Origin of the sequence: Arachidicoccus terrestris (assembly GCF_020042345.1) — a bacterium.
Lineage (GTDB): Bacteria > Bacteroidota > Bacteroidia > Chitinophagales > Chitinophagaceae > Arachidicoccus > Arachidicoccus terrestris.
On sequence record NZ_CP083387.1, the window covers coordinates 4,439,807 to 4,457,374 of the forward strand.

Sequence of the window (17,568 nt, forward strand, 5' to 3'; positions counted from 1 at the left end):
TTTTAACCTGTGTTTTTTAATGTTCGGTCTTTTGGTTAATTTTGCCAAGTGTCCCACTTTTCTCATTTATCACTGATCCAGTTCAGGAATTACAGGCAAGCTGCTTTTGATTTTAAGCAGCGCATCATCGGCATTGCGGGCCCTAATGGAAGTGGAAAGACGAATCTTTTGGATGCGCTCTATTATCTTTGTTTTACCCGTAGTTATTTTTCCCGGCCAGACAGTAAAAATGCACTGCATGGTACAGAAGGTTTTCGGTTGGAAGGATGCATCTCCATGAAAGGAGATTTTATACTGCCTGATAGCAGCGGTCAAGTACCTATTGTCTGCATTGTACGCCCGGGCGATAAAAAAGAATTTCTCTATAATCAGATGGCCTATGAGCGGTTTTCAGAACATATGGGTAGGATGCCGGCCGTTATGATCGCTCCCGATGATAGCTCGCTGATCACCGGCGGTAGTGAGGAACGAAGAAAATTCGTAGACACGATCCTGTCTCAGACCGACCCATCCTATCTGCAAAACCTGATTCAGTATAATAAGATTTTGCAGCAACGTAATGCCTTGCTTAAATCCGGTCTGGGACAGGGAGCTGCACAGGAAGTACTCTCTGTATTGGACCAACAGCTTTGTCAGAAAGCAGAACCGATATATGAAGCCCGAAAAGTTTTTTTTGAGGATTTTATACCATCCGTATTGGAAGGCTATACTTCCATTGCAGGTGCAGGGGAAAGTGTAGGCCTTTCTTATGAATCTTCCCTATTACGCGATAACATGGGAAATCTTCTACGGCAGAGTCGGGAAAGGGACTTTATGCTCCAAAGGACAACCAAGGGGATTCACAGGGATGATCTGATGATGACGCTGGAAGACTTTCCATTTAAGTCACTGGCTTCTCAGGGACAGCGCAAAAGTATGCTGTTCGCCTTAAAATTAGCCTCCTATTATTATATTGCCGCCAGGAAGAATACCCCGCCTGTTCTCTTGCTGGATGACGTCTTTGAGAAACTGGACGCAGACAGGATGTTAAATCTGTTGAAACAAGTTGTGGAACAATTACAGGGGCAGGTGTTTATTACTGATACGCATAGTGAAAGGCTTAAGGCTGCATTTGAAGCGTTGGGGCAAACTTATCAGTTAATTGAGCTGACAACCAATGGAGAGCAGATTTTTAATGAGCAGGCCGACACCTGACAGATTTCACAGTATAATAGCAATCAATCAGTAAAAAATCCCTTATTTTCGCGAAAAATAATATATATAATTAATATAGAAAATTATGTCAACAGCCGCTAGTACATCTACAGGAATAGAAAAAATTGATTTTAACCTTCCTTATAAGGTCGCAGATATTCATTTGGCCGAATGGGGCCGTAAAGAAATAAGGCTGGCTGAGGCAGAAATGCCTGGCCTTATGAGCCTTCGTGAAGAATATGGTGCTTCCCAACCGCTGAAAGGTGCCAGAATTGCCGGATGTCTGCATATGACGATTCAGACTGCGGTCTTAATTGAGACGCTTACGGCTCTAGGTGCTGAAGTAAGATGGAGCTCGTGTAACATCTTCTCCACACAAGATCACGCTGCGGCTGCTATTGCCGCTACTGGCGTGCCGGTATTTGCCTGGAAAGGAGAAACCCAGCAGGAAGCAGACTGGTGTATTGAGCAAACCCTGTTTTTCGGCAGCAAGGACAAGCCCCTGAACTTAATCCTTGATGACGGCGGCGATCTGACCAATATTGTGTTGGATCAATATCCTGAATTGGTGGCTGGCATTAAAGGTTTGTCTGAAGAGACAACCACCGGCGTACACAGATTATATGAAAGAATGGCCAAGGGCACGCTGCCGATGCCTGCCATTAATGTTAACGACTCTGTCACGAAATCGAAATTTGATAATAAATACGGTTGTAGAGAATCCTGTGTAGATGCGATTCGCCGCGCTACTGACGTGATGATCGCCGGTAAAGTGGCGGTTGTGGCAGGTTATGGTGATGTTGGTAAAGGGTCTGCAGAATCGCTGCGTGGTGCAGGTGCCCGCGTTATCGTTACTGAGATCGATCCGATCTGTGCTTTACAGGCAGCAATGGAAGGTTTTGAAGTAAAAAGAATGGAAGACGCTGTTAAAGAAGCAGATATCATTGTTACGACGACTGGTTGCAGAGATATTATTACAGAGCGTGAATTCCGCGCGATGAAAGACAAGGCTATTGTTTGTAACATCGGGCATTTCGATATTGAAATCGATATGAAATGGCTGAATGAAACTTACGGGCAGACTAAAAACACGATCAAGCCACAGGTAGATCTGTATACGATTGATGGCAAGGATGTCATTGTACTGGCGGAAGGCAGGCTCGTGAATCTGGGTTGTGCTACCGGGCACCCATCCTTTGTGATGAGTAACTCCTTCACGAACCAGACACTCGCTCAGATCGAACTTTGGAATCATCCGGAAAATTACGAAAACAAGGTATATGTGTTACCTAAGCATCTGGATGAAAAAGTGGCACGCCTTCACCTGGCCAAAATCGGCGTAACGCTGGACGAGCTCTCCGATGCGCAGTCTGCCTATCTGGGCATTCCTAAAGAAGGGCCATTCAAACCTGAACACTATCGCTATTAATGAATCGGGCGTTTAGTATAACAAAAAGCGTATTTGTTGTTTATCAGGCAATTGATACGCTTTTTCTGTGAAGTATCTTTAAGAAATCTTTCATGCTTACACTTATTCACAGGCAGAGCTGCTCCAAAAGCCAATGTCTCTATCAGTATCTGACAGACCAACAGATTCCATTTGTCATACGGGATTATATGATTGAACCACTCTCCCGAGCTGAATTAAATATACTGCTGGAACAATTGGAACTGCCGGCGTCAGCGATCATCCGGAAAGAAGATCCTGCATTCGAGTCCTTTCACACAGGCATCGATCTAACGAATCAGCAGCAGGTGATTGATCTGCTCAGCCAGTATCCTGCCCTGTTGCAAAGGCCTATTCTGACAGATGGCCGCTGCGCAGTAATTGGCCGCCCTTTTGAACATGCGGTTGATTTTTTGCTTAAAAAGGGCTATGATCGCTGAATCTTAGATGCTAAACCCCTGTTAATGCTGCCGGAGTCCAGTTTTAGAGTTGTCATATGACAAACTTTAATTACCTTTGCCACTCTAAAAAAAGTTCTTATTCCATATCCTTATGATCAGCAGAAGAAATATCCGGGTTAAAGTGATGCAACTTTTATATGCCGTAGATGTAATGAAACCCGAAAAGCCGACCTCTGCAGGCGGAAATCTCCCAAAAACACTGCTCCGGCAAATTGATCAGACCCGGGCACTTGTGGTCTATTTATTGGACAACCTGGTCCATATCGCTGGTTACGCAGAAAAACATGCCCGTCAATTAGCTTCCAAACATATCGTAACAGCAGAAGACCTAGCGTTTAATATTAAGCTGGCAGGTAATGAGGTCATCTGGAAAATTAAAGAAGATACTGGTTTTCAGCAGGTCATTGTAGCTGAAAAGATCGAGGGCCAAATCGATGAAGATCTGATTAAAAAGATCTTTCTGGAACTGATTACCACGGCCACTTATCACCAATATATTCAAGAACCCTCCCGAGATAAAAAGGGCGAAGCAGCCATGATCTCTTTCATATTCACTAATTTGTTATTAACACATGAAGGGTTTGTATCCCGGCTTGAAGAACTTTACCCCAATCTTGATGATGACGCAGAAATGGCAGAACAGATGGTCATGCAATATCTGCATAAGCCCGGCTCCATGCACCTGGAGCATTCTGTAGCGCCAGATAAGTGGCAATATGCCAAACAGCTTCTGGAAACCGTTTTGGACAAAGAAGACTACCTGATGGAGCTGATCCGCCCTAAACTAAAAAACTGGGATTCAGACCGTATTGCACTCATAGATATGGTCTTGCTTAAAATGGGCATCAGTGAGCTGTTATATTTCGAGACGATTCCGACTAAAGTGACTATTAACGAATATATTGATATTGCTAAAGACTACTCCACCGCGCAGAGCGGACAATTTGTAAATGGAATTTTAGATTCTATTCATAAAGAGCTAATTTCGCAAAGTAAGATCCAAAAGGTCGATTTTAGAAAACAATAATATGTCTTTATGCGCAAATTATGGTTAACAGGGATTTGCCTTATGGCGGTATCAGCGGGAATTATTTCCTGCCAGGATAGTACAGGCAGCAATATAAAAGCGCCTGCAAATGCCCAGAGCGATACGGCTAATTTTACCACTATCCGCTGGATCGACTCCCTAAAGGATTTTGGGACCGCCGCCATGGGTGATAAGGTTAAAATAGTCTACCAATTTGAAAATACAGGAGATAAGCCTTTGTTCATTACGCAGGTAAGACCTACCTGTGGTTGCACAGTTGCAGATTATACAAAAACAGCGGTTATGCCAGGTAAAGAAGGTACGGTGACCGCGGCATTCGACACCAATCACGGAGGGCCAGGCAGCGTGAGAAAGAGCATCGTTGTCAGCTCTAATACAACAAATAATACCCATTTTGTTTTGGCTTTCACCGGTAAGGTGACCCCTTCAAAATAGTATTGTTTTTCATTATTCAGCAAACATTCAATTTTACATCAAAAAACAAACAATTCAATGAGTACGCTTAATTCAGTATTACTTATGGCCGGCCAGGGTGGACAACCAGGTGGTGGTTCAGCGCAGCTGATCATTATGATCGGTATCATTGTGGTGTTCTATTTCTTTATGATCAGACCACAGACCAAAAAGGCCAAGGAGCAGAAAAATTTTATCAATGACTTGCAAAAAGGTGACAAAGTGGTTACCATTGCCGGAATCCATGGTACAATTAATAAAGTGAATGAAGACGGAACCACCATTATGCTGGAAACCAGCCCAGGTAGCTACGTCAAACTGGAGAAGTCCGCTATTTCACTGGATTGGACCAAGGGCCTGCAAGGCGGAGCTAAGGCTGGAAAATAAAGCCTTAAAAAATCGAATTACTTTTTTTAGCAACAGCCGGAATTATTTGGGTAATTTTGGTTGTTGCTTTTTTTATATCCAATCGAAGTCTATGTTGAAACTTGGAATCACAGGAGGTATTGGTAGCGGCAAATCTGTTGTCAGTAGATTATTTGCCCAGTTGGGTATACCTGTATTCGACAGTGACAAAGTGGCTAAGATACTAATAGATACAGATCCGCTAATCCGCCGGGAACTAATATCGGTCTTTGGCAATGAAATTTATTTACCTGACGGCCAGGGTTTAGACCGTAAAAAAGTAGGTTCAATTGTCTTTCAGGATAAAAAGGCATTGGAAACATTGAATACCATTACACATCCGCCTGTTATTTTAGCTGCAAAAAAATGGATGGAGCAGCAGGAAAAGACCTATGAGGCCAAAAAATCAAAATGGCTGGAGACAAAGAATCAAAATAAGCATACAGTAATTATACCGCCTGCCCTGTATGTTATCAAAGAAGCAGCTTTACTTTTTGAATCCGGCACGAATAAGCCCCTCGATTTTATATTAGGAGTATACGCTGACCGGAAAACGAGAGTCAGGCGGGTAACTCAGCGTGATGGGCTCAGTGCAGCAGCGGTTGAAAGCAGGATGGCCAAACAGATGAACGAAGAAAAGAAGATGAGTCTTTGTGATGGCATTATCATAAATGACGGTCAGCAGCTGTTGTGGCCACAGGTGCTTCGCTGGCACCGGTATTTTACAGAAAGGGTGTCCCATGAGGAAGGCTGGCGTCTGGAAGGCAGCCTCCTAAAAGTTTAAACTGTTCAAATAAAAAAAAGTTAAAGGTAATGTAGCAAGATTACTTTTTAATCCGTTATTTGTCAAATGACTGATAAGTAGTATATTCACAATAGAATATTTGACTGAATCAGGAAGGCAAAGACGAAGAAGATCATAGCTGATTGACAAAGCTTTGAAAGTTTTTCGTTTCTGTCCGGGTGATAAATTCTAATACAATTAATAAAATTTTTAACGATGAAAAAACTATTGCTTTGGTGTGCTCCTGTTGTAATGCTTTTTATAGCAGGGTGCAGTTCCTCAAGATTGACCACCAGTTGGGTTTCCAAGGACTTACAGGCGGATGGACACCATTTTAATAAGGTCCTGGTGCTGGGTATGTTAAGTGCCAAAAACAGAGCCGTCAAAGTGAATATGGAAAATGAACTGGCAACGGGTTTAAATAATATGGGTATACAAGCAGTTACCGCTACTGATGTATATGGTCCCAATACCTTCAGGCATAAATCAGAAAAACAGGTACTGAGAATGCTTAGTCGTGACGGTATTGATGGTGTAATTACTATTGCGATGATCGATAAAAACGCCAGCCGCAGATTTGTGCCAGGTTATTATGGTGCCGGCCCTTATTATTTCTGGAGTTATTATTCTTTCTATGCCCCTTACATGTGGGGAGCTCCTTATGGAGGGTATTATGAAAGAACGACATCATACTCATTCGAGACAAATTTATATGATTTAGCCCGTCAAAACAAGATGCTTTACTCTGCTCAGTCAGAAACGATCGATCCTTCTTCAGCTGAGAAAATGTCTTATGATTTTGCAAAAACCATTTTAAAGGATATGACGGAAAAAAGAATTCTACGGTAATTTTTTAAGATTACCAACAACAGAAAAAGACTTATTTCCGAAAGAAATGAGTCTTTTTGTTTGGGTAATAATGAGGGTATTCCTGAGCTAAATTTGACCGCCTCACTTTTTATAAAAAACAATAAAAAACAGCCTCAAAAAGGAAAAAATAGGTTAAAAATAAAAATATTTTTTTCCTGAAAAAAAGCGGAAAAGTTTGCGAGATCTTCTATTTTTTATTAAAACAGAATGGCTGTGTGCCTTTGTTTATAGGTATTAGCGAAGTTTGATATATATGACTAATTGAAAAACCATTAAAAATAGATTTAGAGTTTTCAACATACTGTGCAAAGAATTTTTTTGATTTAATATAAATGGTTATATATTTACTATCAATTTACTAACCATTAAAATAAATTTTATCATGGCAACAGCTAAAAAAGCCGCTAAAAAAGCAGCACCCAAAAAGGCAGCCGTTAAAAAAGTAGCTAAGAAGGCAGCTCCTAAAAAAGCCGTTAAGAAAGCCGCTAAAAAAGCAGCTCCTAAAAAAGCCGTAAAAAAAGCAGCTAAGAAAGCGGCTCCTAAAAAAGCCGTAAAAAAGGTAGCAAAAAAAGCAGCTCCCAAGAAAGCCGCTAAAAAAGCAGCACCAAAAAAGGCAGCCGTTAAAAAAGTAGCAAAAAAGGCAGCTCCTAAAAAAGCCGCCAAAAAAGCAGCTCCTAAGAAAGCCGCTAAAAAAGCAGCTCCTAAAAAAGCAGCAAAAAAAGCCGCTAAGAAAGCAGGTGCAAAACGTGGAAAGAAAGCTTCCGCTCCGCCTGCAGCTCCTACAGCGACAACTGCCACTAACAGTTAATAACAACTGTAAAAAAGCAAAAAATACAGAAGTCCCGATTTTTCGGGACTTTTTTTGCTTCTACCCTTTTGTAATTATAAGTTTGTAGCGGCATATGGATTAACCACGATACAAAACATTTGAAAAATGACTAATAAAGAAATTGCGGCAAAGTTTAAACTACTGGCTAATTTGATGGAACTCCATGCAGAGTCCTCCTTTAAAGTCAGAACGTACCAAAATGCTGTGAGGACAATTGAGAAATTCGCACGGGAATTTAAAGATATGGAGCCAGCGGAAATGATGGACATTCCCGGTATCGGAACGGCTGTCGGAGGTAAAACCCAAGAACTATTAGCAACCGGACACATAAAAGTATTGGATCAGTGGATAGAGAAAACGCCGCCGGGCGTTGTGGAGATGACTTATATTAAGGGATTGGGCCCCAAAAAAATAGCCGTGATCTGGCATGAGCTCGGTGTCGAGAATCTTGGAGAGCTGCTCTATGCCTGTGAAGAAAATCGTTTAATGCTCCTCAAGGGTTTTGGGCAGAAAACCCAGGATAATATCAAGGAGGCCATATTGTTTTTTCAGGACCAGGCTGGACAATTTTTATATGCACAGGTAGAAACTCTTGCGCTGGGACTCGATGCGGCCTTCCAGGAAGGGTTGATACAGGTTGCTATCGATGCCAGGCTGGAACTGGTTGGTCAAGTCCGCCGACAACTGCCAGTTATAGACAAACTCGAATGGGTGACGACATTAAACGAAATTGAAGTTAGAAGTTTATTCAAGCAGCCAGCTATCCAACAGTTATACCCCGCGACTGAAATAAAAATCGTCCCCTCTGATAATCAGGGAGAGACACTGCTTTTCAAGTGTGACAAATTACCAGATCTGTACCTGATACATTCTGTTGCGGTAGACCGGTTTGAAAAGCAGGCGTTCTTATGTAACTGTTCGAAGGAATTCGAAATGGCGTTTATAGAAAAATATAAGGATAACCTGACGGATAAGGACTGGTCAGATACACGCCTTTTCGATAAACTGGAGATCGGCTTCATACCGATTTGCCAAAGAGAATCCCCGGTCATTATTGAAAAAGCGAAGGCAGGTCCGTTGCCGCCTTCTCTTACCTTATCTGATATAAAAGGTGTTATTCATTGTCATAGCAGATACAGTGACGGTGGCCAGACACTGGCAGAAATGGCCATAGCTGCCAAAGAGAAAGGCTTTGAATATCTGATGATATCTGACCACTCGCAGTCAGCTGGTTATGCCGGTGGTTTGAAACCGGAAAGAATCATAGCACAGCATGAAGAGATCGAGCAGCTCAACCAATCTCTGGCGCCTTTTAAGATTTTCAAAAGCATTGAGAGTGATATTTTAAGGCACGGTGATCTGGATTATACCGACGATGTGTTGGCCTCTTTTGATTTGGTTATCGCCTCTGTACATTCTGTGCTTAAAATGGAGCAGCAGGATGCCACTAACCGGTTAGTCAAAGCAATAGAAAATAAATACACGCATATCCTGGGACATATGAGCGGCCGGCTGCTTCTCAGCCGTAAAGGATATCCATTGGATATGGAAAAGATACTCGATGCATGTGCGGCCAATAATGTGGTTATTGAATTAAATGCCAATCCACGTCGGCTGGATATTGACTGGACGTATATTGAACGGGCACTGGAAAAAGATATCTTACTTTCTATTGATCCGGATGCCCATAGCATCAGAGGTATGGACGACATCCGCTATGGCGTGCTGGTTGCTCAGAAAGCTGGCCTAACAGCCCGTCAGAATCTTAGCAGTTTTTCCTTGAAGGAGATGGAACAGTATATTTTGAATTTTAAAATAAAATAAAAATTAATGTGTCATTTACAGGCCCCAAAACGCGAAATTAACTAACTTTGGCTCTCTCATAATTAAAGAAAAAGGACTATGGAAAAAAAGTTTGATTTTGGTATGATAGGTCTCGGCGTTATGGGTCAGAACCTTTTATATAATATGGCCGATCATGGTTTCAGTGTACTGGGACTGGATCTGGATGAAAAAAAAGCGCAGGCACTGGAACAAGGTGCTCCTGCCGGCACTTATGTAAAAGGGACTACAGACACCAAAACCTTTGTTGAAGGGCTTTCTACGCCCAGAAGAATTACATTGCTTGTTCCAGCCGGAAAGCCGGTGGATGCGGTTGTTGCCAGTCTCATACCCTTCTTGGAAAAGGGTGACATCATTATTGATGGCGGTAACTCACATTATACGGACACGCTGAGAAGAGTTAAAGAATTGGCTGCCAAAGGATTCCATTTTATGGGCATGGGAGTCTCCGGCGGAGAAAAAGGGGCTCGTTTTGGCCCCAGCATTATGCCGGGCGGGGATAAAGAAGCCTATGGGCATGTAAAACCATTACTAGAAGCTATTTCCGCCAAAGTCGGTAAAGACCAGGAGCCTTGTACTGCCTATATGGGTAAGGATGCTGCGGGTCATTTTGTAAAAATGGTCCATAACGGTATCGAATATGCAATTATGGAAGTCATTAGCGAAGTATATGATCTGCTCAAAAATGGCCTTGGTTATACCAACGAACAGCTGCATGATTTATTTGCCCGTTGGAATGAAGGCAGATTGCAATCCTTTCTGATAGAGATTACGCGTGATATTTTTGCCACCAAGGACTCAGAAACTGGTAATTATCTGGTAGATATGATCTTGGATAAGGCCGGCGCTAAAGGAACCGGTAAATGGACTTCACAGGATGCAATGGATACCGGCGTTGCCATTCCAAGTATCGATATGGCGGTTTCAATGCGCACCCTTTCAGCCTATAAAGATGATCGTCTCAAAGCGGCTGCATTATATGCCCCGGTTATTCATAAAATTGAAGCAGATCCGGCTGCCTTTGAAGCAAAGGTGGAAGCGGCTTTATATGTTTCTACGATTATCTGTTATGCGCAGGGACTTTCTTTGTTAGTAAAAGCGTCAGAAGAACTGCAAATGGAAATTCCATTGAAGGATGTGGTAAAGATATGGAGAGGTGGATGTATTATCCGCTCAACCCTGCTGGAAACTTTCTATCAGGCTTATCTGGCGGATCCCAATCTATCTAATATTTTATTGGATGAGGCAATTGCAAAAGAGGTCAAAGCAGGCCAGCAGGACCTCAGGGATGTGGTTTCTGCTGCGGCTAAAAGCGGTATCGCTATTGGCGCGATCCAGTCATCTCTGGCCTATCTGGAGTCTTTTGTGTCTGCAAAAATGCCGACCAACCTGATCCAGGCTCAACGGGATAATTTTGGATCACATACGTACCAACGCACCGATAAAGAAGGAGTCTTCCATACGGAATGGGAGGCACATCCATAAGCTACAAATATAGAAAGGCAGTACCTCCTGGTACTGCCTTTATCTCAACTTAATCTCAATCATTATACGAATGGCTAAAAATAATAATAGTAAAAAGCCCACTTCTACTGTCGTTTTTATATTCGGCGGAAGCGGTGATTTGAATCAACGTAAACTGACGCCTGCACTCTATAATCTGTTTATTGATGGATTTATGCCCGATAATTTTGCAATCGTCGGAACGGGTAGGACGGATTATTCCAATGATAAGTTCAGGGGGCATTTGCTGGAGGGTATTAAGGAATTTTCCAGAAGAAAGGATGATAAAAATGCAACATGGGAGAGCTTTCAGCAGCATATTTCATATCTGAGAATGGATGCGGATAAGCCAGAGGATTATAACGGTATTGCTAAGATTATTGATGATAACGAAAAAGCCTGGGGAGAACACCCGAACGTGTTATTCTATTTGGCGGTAGCCCCGCAGCTGGTGCCGGATATCGCGACCAACCTAAAAAAGCTGAAACTTTGTAAGGATAAGTCCAATACGCGCATTGTTGTAGAAAAGCCGTTCGGACATGATCTGCAGAGCGCCAAAGAGCTGAACAGTTTACTTACCGGCTTATTTGAAGAAAACCAGATCTATCGTATCGATCACTACCTGGGGAAAGAAACCGTCCAAAATATCCTGGCACTTCGTTTTGCTAATGCATTGTTCGAACCGATATGGAACCGCAATTATATCGATCATGTTCAGATCACGGCGGCGGAAACAGTGGGCGTAGAAGATAGAGGTGGATATTATGAGCAGGCTGGCGCACTTCGCGACATGGTGCAAAATCATATTCTGCAAGTCCTTTGCATGGTAGCCATGGAGGCGCCTGTCTCCTTTGAAGCCAATGAGATCCGTAACAAGAAATCGGATGTCCTCAATGCGATTCGTAAGATCAATAAACATGAGGTTCAGAAATATGCGGTTCGCGGCCAATATGGCAGCGGCTGGATGCAAGGCAAGAAGGAGAAAGCGTATCGTGAAGAAAAAGGTGTTAAGCCGGAATCGGGCACAGATACCTTTGCAGCTGTTAAATTTTATATCGATAACTGGCGTTGGCAGGGAGTGCCATTCTATGTCAGAACCGGTAAGCATCTGATGGAAAAAACAACATTGATTACGATTCAGTTTAAAGAGGCGCCTAAATACGCGTTTCCACCTGAAGCCTCTGAAACCTGGCGTGCCAACAGGTTGACTATTAGTATTCAGCCGGAGATGGATATCCGTCTTCGTTTCCAGGCAAAAAGACCCGGTCAGACCATGTCTTTGAATCCTGTCGATATGGTCTTCAGTTATAATGACAACTATGATGAGCCGCAACCGGAAGCGTACGAAACTTTATTACTGGATGCCATGATGGGTAATGCTACACAATTCATGCGCGGTGATCAGGTGGAGATTGCCTGGGAAGTGATCATGCCTATTTTGGAAACCTGGGAAAGCCGCCCGCCGGTGGACTTTCCGAATTATGCACCTGGTTCCTGGGGCCCGGAAGATGCTGAGGCCCTGATTGCCCGTGACGGCAGAACCTGGGTAACCCTTCCTCCCAAAAAAGATAGAAAAGAATAAATTTTATGAAAAGAAAAAGCCTGAAATGAATGTCATTATCAGGCTTTTTCTCATGCCCGTTTTTAAGGCTAATACAATAAATAAATTCAATATGCAATTACACAAGTCAAAAGATATAGATCAGTTAAGCCGCGATTTTGCCGACTGGCTGATGGCTTATGCCAACACGACCATTGAAGCAAATGGCAGTTTTTCTGTTGCACTTTCCGGAGGCAGTACGCCCAAAAAGCTCCATGTACTATTGACCAGCGAAGCCTACAAAGAGAAGACGGATTGGTCTAAATGGCATTTTTTTATGGGTGATGAGCGTTTTGTTCCTTTTTCAGATGACAGAAGTAATGCAAAGATGTGTTATGAGACACTGCTCAATCATGTGCCTGTTAAAGATGATCAGATTCATTTTTACCAGACAGAAAATATCCAGCCGGCAGATAGCGCTCAAGCTTATGAGAAAATGCTGCGCGGTCTTTTTGAAGGAAAGCAAACGGGCATTGATCTGGTGATACTAGGCATGGGCGATGATGGTCACACACTATCATTATTTCCACATCAACCCATTATCCATGAAACCGCAAAATGGGTAGATAGTTTCTGGCTGGACGCACAGGATATGTACCGAATTACCATGACCCATCCCGTTGCCAATCATGCAGCAAGTGTGGCATTTTTGGTAGCCGGTGCGGGGAAACAACAGGTGTTGAAAGAAGTACTTGAAGGTCAATTTCAGCCAGACATCTATCCCAGTCAGATCATTCAGCCAGTAAACGGAGAATTACATTGGTTTGTTGATGAAGCGGCGGCAGCTCTTTTGTAAGGACTGACAAATGTTAACGACATTCGATTTTAACGGACTGTAACGAGAATTAGAAAAAAATGGATATATAGACTCATAACGAGTATAATAACTATTAAGAAAAGTATAATCTGAGTTTCGTTCGCAGTGAATTGTCAGTAAATTGTAAAAAATATTTTTTTTCGTTGATACAAAACTGCTGTTAGTTTAGTAGTTTTGCATCGAATTATTTAAGACTAAACAAGTGATATGAGCTTTAAAAAGTTATTAACTTCCGCAGTTGGCAGAAAATTTACCATGGGTGCCACAGGTCTTTTCCTCATTTTATTTTTAATTGTACATGTCGGACTTAACGTCTGCATATTTGCCAATGATGGTGGCGAAATGTTTAATAAGGCCGCCCATTTTATGGGAGGCAACTGGGTGCCGCGGGTATTGGAAATCGGCCTGTTTTTCTTTTTAATTGTTCATATCGTGCAGGGCCTGATGCTCGAAATGTCGAACCGGGCTAAAAGAGGTATTGGATATGCCCGTAGTTATGGCAACCGTGGCAGCAAATGGTACAGCCGTTCCATGGCATTGCTGGGAACATTGATCCTGATCTTTTTAATTCTTCATATCTCTAACTTCTGGCTGCCTAACCGTGTTCATCAGGGTTTTTTACTCGGCGAAGAGATCAACCTGTATGAGCGCATGAAAGTAACTTTTAGTGTAGGCTGGATCGTCATTGTATATTTATTGGGTCTGATCGCACTGGCTTATCATCTGATGCACGGCTTTCAGAGCGCATTTCGCTCACTGGGTGTACATAATATTAAATACAATAAATTGCTCATCTGCATCGGTAATGGCTTTGCCATTATCGTCCCATTATTATTTGCGATGATGCCACTGAGTTTTTATTTTGGCTGGCTAAGCTAAGCCGGACTGATGAACCTGTTTGAGGCAGGTTCTTTTGTATCTGAATAGAATCAAATAATAATTACAACTTTTCATAGCATGGCATTTGAATCAAAAGTACCCAAAGGACCTTTAGAAAATAAGTGGACAGAATATAAGGATCACTGCAAATTGGTCAATCCCGCTAATAAACGTAAGCTGGAGATTATCGTTATCGGTACAGGACTGGCAGGTGCCAGTGCCGCAGCGTCTTTAGGGGAAATGGGTTATAAGGTTAAGTCATTTTGTTTCCAGGACTCTCCCAGGCGTGCGCATTCCATTGCTGCACAGGGAGGCATCAATGCTGCCAAAAATTATCAAAACGATGGTGATTCGACATTCAGGTTGTTTTATGATACCTTAAAGGGAGGTGATTACCGTTCCCGTGATTCCAACGTTTATCGCCTGGCGGAAGTCAGTGCTAATATTATTGATCAATGCGTTGCTCAGGGAGTTCCTTTTGCCAGAGAATATGGTGGTCTGCTCAGTAACCGTTCTTTCGGTGGTGTGCAGGTACAACGTACTTTCTACGCAGCAGGACAAACAGGACAACAATTGCTTTTAGGCGCTTATAGTGCACTTGAAAGGCAGGTGGCTTTAGGTAACGTAACTGTTTACGACCGTCATGAAATGCAGGAAGTCGTCAATATTGATGGTAAGGCCAGAGGGATTATCGCCCGTAATATGTTGACAGGTGCGTTGGAAAGACATTTTGGTTATGCAGTACTGATTTGTAGCGGTGGTTATGGTAATGTATATTTTCTATCTACAAACGCGATGGGCAGTAATGTGACAGCTGCCTGGAAAGCACATAAGCAGGGTGCTTATTTTGCAAATCCCTGTATGACGCAGATCCATCCGACCTGTATCCCCGTATCCGGTGACCACCAGTCGAAACTAACATTGATGTCTGAGTCATTGCGTAATGACGGCAGAATATGGGTGCCGAAACAAAAAGGAGATGCGAGAAAGGCTAACCAGATCCCTGAAGAGGAAAGAGATTATTATCTGGAAAGAAGGTACCCTGCCTTTGGTAACCTGGTGCCAAGGGATGTGGCTTCCAGAGCTGCTAAAGAAAGATGCGATGCAGGTTATGGAGTCGGAACTTCTAAGCAAGCCGTTTTTTTGGATTTCGAAGATGCGATCAATCGTTATGGCAAGATAGAATGTGGCAAGCATGGCATAGACAACCCTTCTGCTGCGGTTATTCGCGAGCATGGTCTGGAAGTTGTAAAAGAAAAATATGGTAACCTTTTTGACATGTATGAAAAGATTACCGGAGAAAATCCATATGAAGTGCCCATGCGCATCTACCCTGCTGTCCATTATACTATGGGAGGTCTTTGGGTTGACTATGAACTGATGACTTCTGTACAAGGGCTTTACTGTCTGGGTGAAGCGAACTTTAGTGATCATGGTGCCAATCGCCTGGGCGCTTCGGCCTTGATGCAGGGACTGGCCGACGGTTACTTTGTGATCCCTTATACACTGGGCAACTATCTGGCCGGCGAAATCTATAATCAACCTATTGCAACAGACCATCCTGCCTTTGCGGCCGCCGAAAATGTTGTGAAAGCAAGAATTGATCAGTTGATGGGTATTAAAGGCAAACACAGCGTTGATCATTTCCATAAACGTTTAGGAAAGATCATGTGGGAAAAATGTGGTATGGCCCGTAATGATAAAGGACTTAGAGAAGCGATCGATGAGATTCGTGAACTGAGAGAAGAGTTCTGGAAAGATTTACGAATTCCGGGATCTGATAAAGAATATAATCCTGAGCTAGATAAAGCCGGCCGGGTAGCTGACTTCCTGGAGCTGGGTGAGCTGATGTGCCTGGATGCGCTGGACCGTGCAGAAAGCTGCGGTGGCCATTTCAGGGAAGAATCTCAGACCGCAGAAGGAGAAGCTCTTAGAAATGACGAGAAATTTATGTACGTTTCCGCCTGGGAATTCAAGTCCGTCGGTAATTGGGTGCTACATAAAGAGCCGCTGGTCTATGAAAAAATCCAGCCCACTCAGCGTAATTATAAGTAGTGTAGGTTTACGGGGAATTTGATATCTGGACATCAGTCCGATAAACTGAATGAATAATTAAATACGATACCGGCAAAAAGCTGAATGACAGAAAGCCGGAGAAAGGAAAAATACAAAACAGGTATTATGGAACATTACAATATGCATTTGACACTCAAAGTATGGCGTCAGCCAGGAGCAGCGTCACAGGGTGGATTCAAAACTTATGAAGTTGATAACATCTCTTCAGAAATGTCCTTCCTGGAAATGTTTGATGTACTCAATGAAAGACTCATTGAAGAAGGGGAAGATCCGATCGCTTTTGATCATGACTGTAGAGAAGGTATCTGCGGCGCCTGTTCAATGGTAATAGACGGTAAACCGCACGGGCCCTGGGCTAACAACACCACTTGTCAATTGCATATGCGCGCATTTAAGGATGGAGATACGATTATTGTTGAACCGTGGCGGGCAAAAGCTTTTCCCGTTGTCAAGGACCTTATGGTAGATAGAACCGCTTTTGACAGAGTGATTCAGGCGGGGGGATACATTTCCGTAAATACGGGCAACGCTGCGGATGCTAATTCGATTCCAGTTGACAAGAAATCGGCAGATGATGCGTTTGCTGCTGCTGCCTGTATTGGTTGCGGAGCTTGCGTGGCTGCGTGTAAGAACAGTTCTGCTATGCTATTTGCGGGAGCAAAGGTATCTCAGCTAGCCTTGTTGCCTCAGGGAGACCCTGAACGTAAGACACGTGTTATTGAAATGGTAGCGCAGATGGATAAAGAAGGATTTGGTTCCTGTACCGCTACCGGTGCCTGTGAAGCAACTTGTCCTAAAGGTATTTCTATTGCCAATATCGCAAGGCTGAATAAAGAATATATGCGAGCCGTGCTAACCAGCGAAGAAGCTTAAGCTGACGGGTTAGCGAATAAATTAAAAATGCCGGAGAATCATATCTCCGGCATTTTTAATAGAAAGAACGAATGAATTTGCCAATAGTGCATTACACTATTGCATTTTCTCTGAAGCATCCCCACGGATATATTTTGCGAAAAGCTGGAAAAGCTTCTCTTGTATCATGCGTGTAATTTTTCAGATACTTTATTTGACGGCCTGATATATATCAGATAACAATCAGTTAAACTAAGGTCTGCATTATTAAAGAGCAGGTTTCAGACAGAATGGACTGGTCCCTGATAGTTATTTTTGTATTTATTTTTTATCTGTCCAGCAAAATTGTTAGAATAGCAATTGACATCCCAGGCCAACCTGTGTAAAGTGCCCGCGGATAAGCCGGAGTGTCGATGAGATGGTTGCGCATGTGTTTGGAGATATATTTAGGGTGTTCCTGAAAAGCTGTAATAGTTATCCCCATTGAGTTTCAGGGTGTGGATTATAA

Annotated in this window: 16 protein-coding genes; 15 read left to right on the forward strand and 1 reads right to left on the reverse strand. The window is 42.9% G+C overall.

From position 1 onward, the window contains the following. Positions 1-48 precede the first annotated feature (48 nt). From recF to K9M52_RS17380, 8 genes are all read left to right on the forward strand, one after another. A complete protein-coding gene (gene recF, locus K9M52_RS17345) occupies positions 49-1,194 on the forward strand; it encodes a DNA replication/repair protein RecF (RefSeq protein ID WP_224069701.1) in 1,146 nt (381 codons plus the stop codon). A gap of 85 nt (positions 1,195-1,279) precedes the next feature. Next, on the forward strand, positions 1,280-2,623 hold the full coding sequence (gene ahcY / locus K9M52_RS17350; protein ID WP_224069702.1) for an adenosylhomocysteinase: 1,344 nt from the start codon (positions 1,280-1,282) through the stop codon (positions 2,621-2,623). Positions 2,624-2,715: 92 nt separating this feature from the next. Continuing rightward, complete coding sequence (locus K9M52_RS17355; protein ID WP_224069703.1) at positions 2,716-3,081, forward strand: ArsC/Spx/MgsR family protein; 366 nt, start codon at positions 2,716-2,718, stop codon at positions 3,079-3,081. A 112-nt stretch (positions 3,082-3,193) separates the two neighbouring features. Continuing rightward, complete coding sequence (gene nusB / locus K9M52_RS17360) at positions 3,194-4,129, forward strand: transcription antitermination factor NusB (protein ID WP_224069704.1); 936 nt, start codon at positions 3,194-3,196, stop codon at positions 4,127-4,129. A 9-nt stretch (positions 4,130-4,138) separates the two neighbouring features. Next, positions 4,139-4,585 carry a DUF1573 domain-containing protein gene (locus K9M52_RS17365; protein ID WP_224069705.1) on the forward strand — a complete coding sequence of 149 codons (447 nt, stop codon included), beginning with the start codon at positions 4,139-4,141 and terminating at the stop codon, positions 4,583-4,585. Positions 4,586-4,642: 57 nt separating this feature from the next. Then, positions 4,643-4,990, forward strand: a complete 348-nt coding sequence (gene yajC, locus K9M52_RS17370) for a preprotein translocase subunit YajC (RefSeq protein WP_224069706.1) — start codon at positions 4,643-4,645, stop codon at positions 4,988-4,990. A 91-nt stretch (positions 4,991-5,081) separates the two neighbouring features. Continuing rightward, positions 5,082-5,792 carry a dephospho-CoA kinase gene (coaE, locus tag K9M52_RS17375; RefSeq protein ID WP_224069707.1) on the forward strand — a complete coding sequence of 237 codons (711 nt, stop codon included), beginning with the start codon at positions 5,082-5,084 and terminating at the stop codon, positions 5,790-5,792. Positions 5,793-6,008: 216 nt separating this feature from the next. After that, the gene (locus tag K9M52_RS17380; RefSeq protein WP_224069708.1) at positions 6,009-6,641 is read left to right on the forward strand and encodes a hypothetical protein; all 633 of its coding nucleotides are present in this window, start codon (positions 6,009-6,011) and stop codon (positions 6,639-6,641) included. A gap of 357 nt (positions 6,642-6,998) precedes the next feature. Here K9M52_RS17380 and K9M52_RS17385 read toward each other — a convergent pair whose 3' ends face one another. Next, entirely contained in the window at positions 6,999-7,460 is a 462-nt protein-coding gene (locus K9M52_RS17385; protein ID WP_224069709.1) for a hypothetical protein, read from the reverse strand. Between the two features lie 136 nt (positions 7,461-7,596). Between K9M52_RS17385 and K9M52_RS17390 the strand changes: the two genes are divergently transcribed. From K9M52_RS17390 to K9M52_RS17420, 7 genes are all read left to right on the forward strand, one after another. Then, positions 7,597-9,315, forward strand: a complete 1,719-nt coding sequence (locus tag K9M52_RS17390; RefSeq protein ID WP_224069710.1) for a DNA polymerase/3'-5' exonuclease PolX — start codon at positions 7,597-7,599, stop codon at positions 9,313-9,315. Positions 9,316-9,393: 78 nt separating this feature from the next. Beyond that, on the forward strand, positions 9,394-10,818 hold the full coding sequence (gndA, locus tag K9M52_RS17395) for an NADP-dependent phosphogluconate dehydrogenase (protein ID WP_224069711.1): 1,425 nt from the start codon (positions 9,394-9,396) through the stop codon (positions 10,816-10,818). Positions 10,819-10,888: 70 nt separating this feature from the next. Continuing rightward, positions 10,889-12,418 carry a glucose-6-phosphate dehydrogenase gene (gene zwf / locus K9M52_RS17400; RefSeq protein ID WP_224069712.1) on the forward strand — a complete coding sequence of 510 codons (1,530 nt, stop codon included), beginning with the start codon at positions 10,889-10,891 and terminating at the stop codon, positions 12,416-12,418. Positions 12,419-12,509: 91 nt separating this feature from the next. Then, positions 12,510-13,232: a 6-phosphogluconolactonase gene (gene pgl / locus K9M52_RS17405; protein WP_224069713.1), complete on the forward strand. Its 723-nt coding sequence runs from the start codon at positions 12,510-12,512 to the stop codon at positions 13,230-13,232. 228 nt (positions 13,233-13,460) lie between these two features. Beyond that, positions 13,461-14,132 (forward strand): succinate dehydrogenase cytochrome b subunit, encoded by a 672-nt coding sequence (locus K9M52_RS17410; protein ID WP_224069714.1) that lies wholly within the window; start codon positions 13,461-13,463, stop codon positions 14,130-14,132. 78 nt (positions 14,133-14,210) lie between these two features. Further along, positions 14,211-16,187, forward strand: a complete 1,977-nt coding sequence (locus tag K9M52_RS17415) for a fumarate reductase/succinate dehydrogenase flavoprotein subunit (protein ID WP_224069715.1) — start codon at positions 14,211-14,213, stop codon at positions 16,185-16,187. Positions 16,188-16,313: 126 nt separating this feature from the next. Then, entirely contained in the window at positions 16,314-17,081 is a 768-nt protein-coding gene (locus K9M52_RS17420) for a succinate dehydrogenase/fumarate reductase iron-sulfur subunit (RefSeq protein WP_224069716.1), read from the forward strand. Positions 17,082-17,568 lie beyond the last annotated feature (487 nt).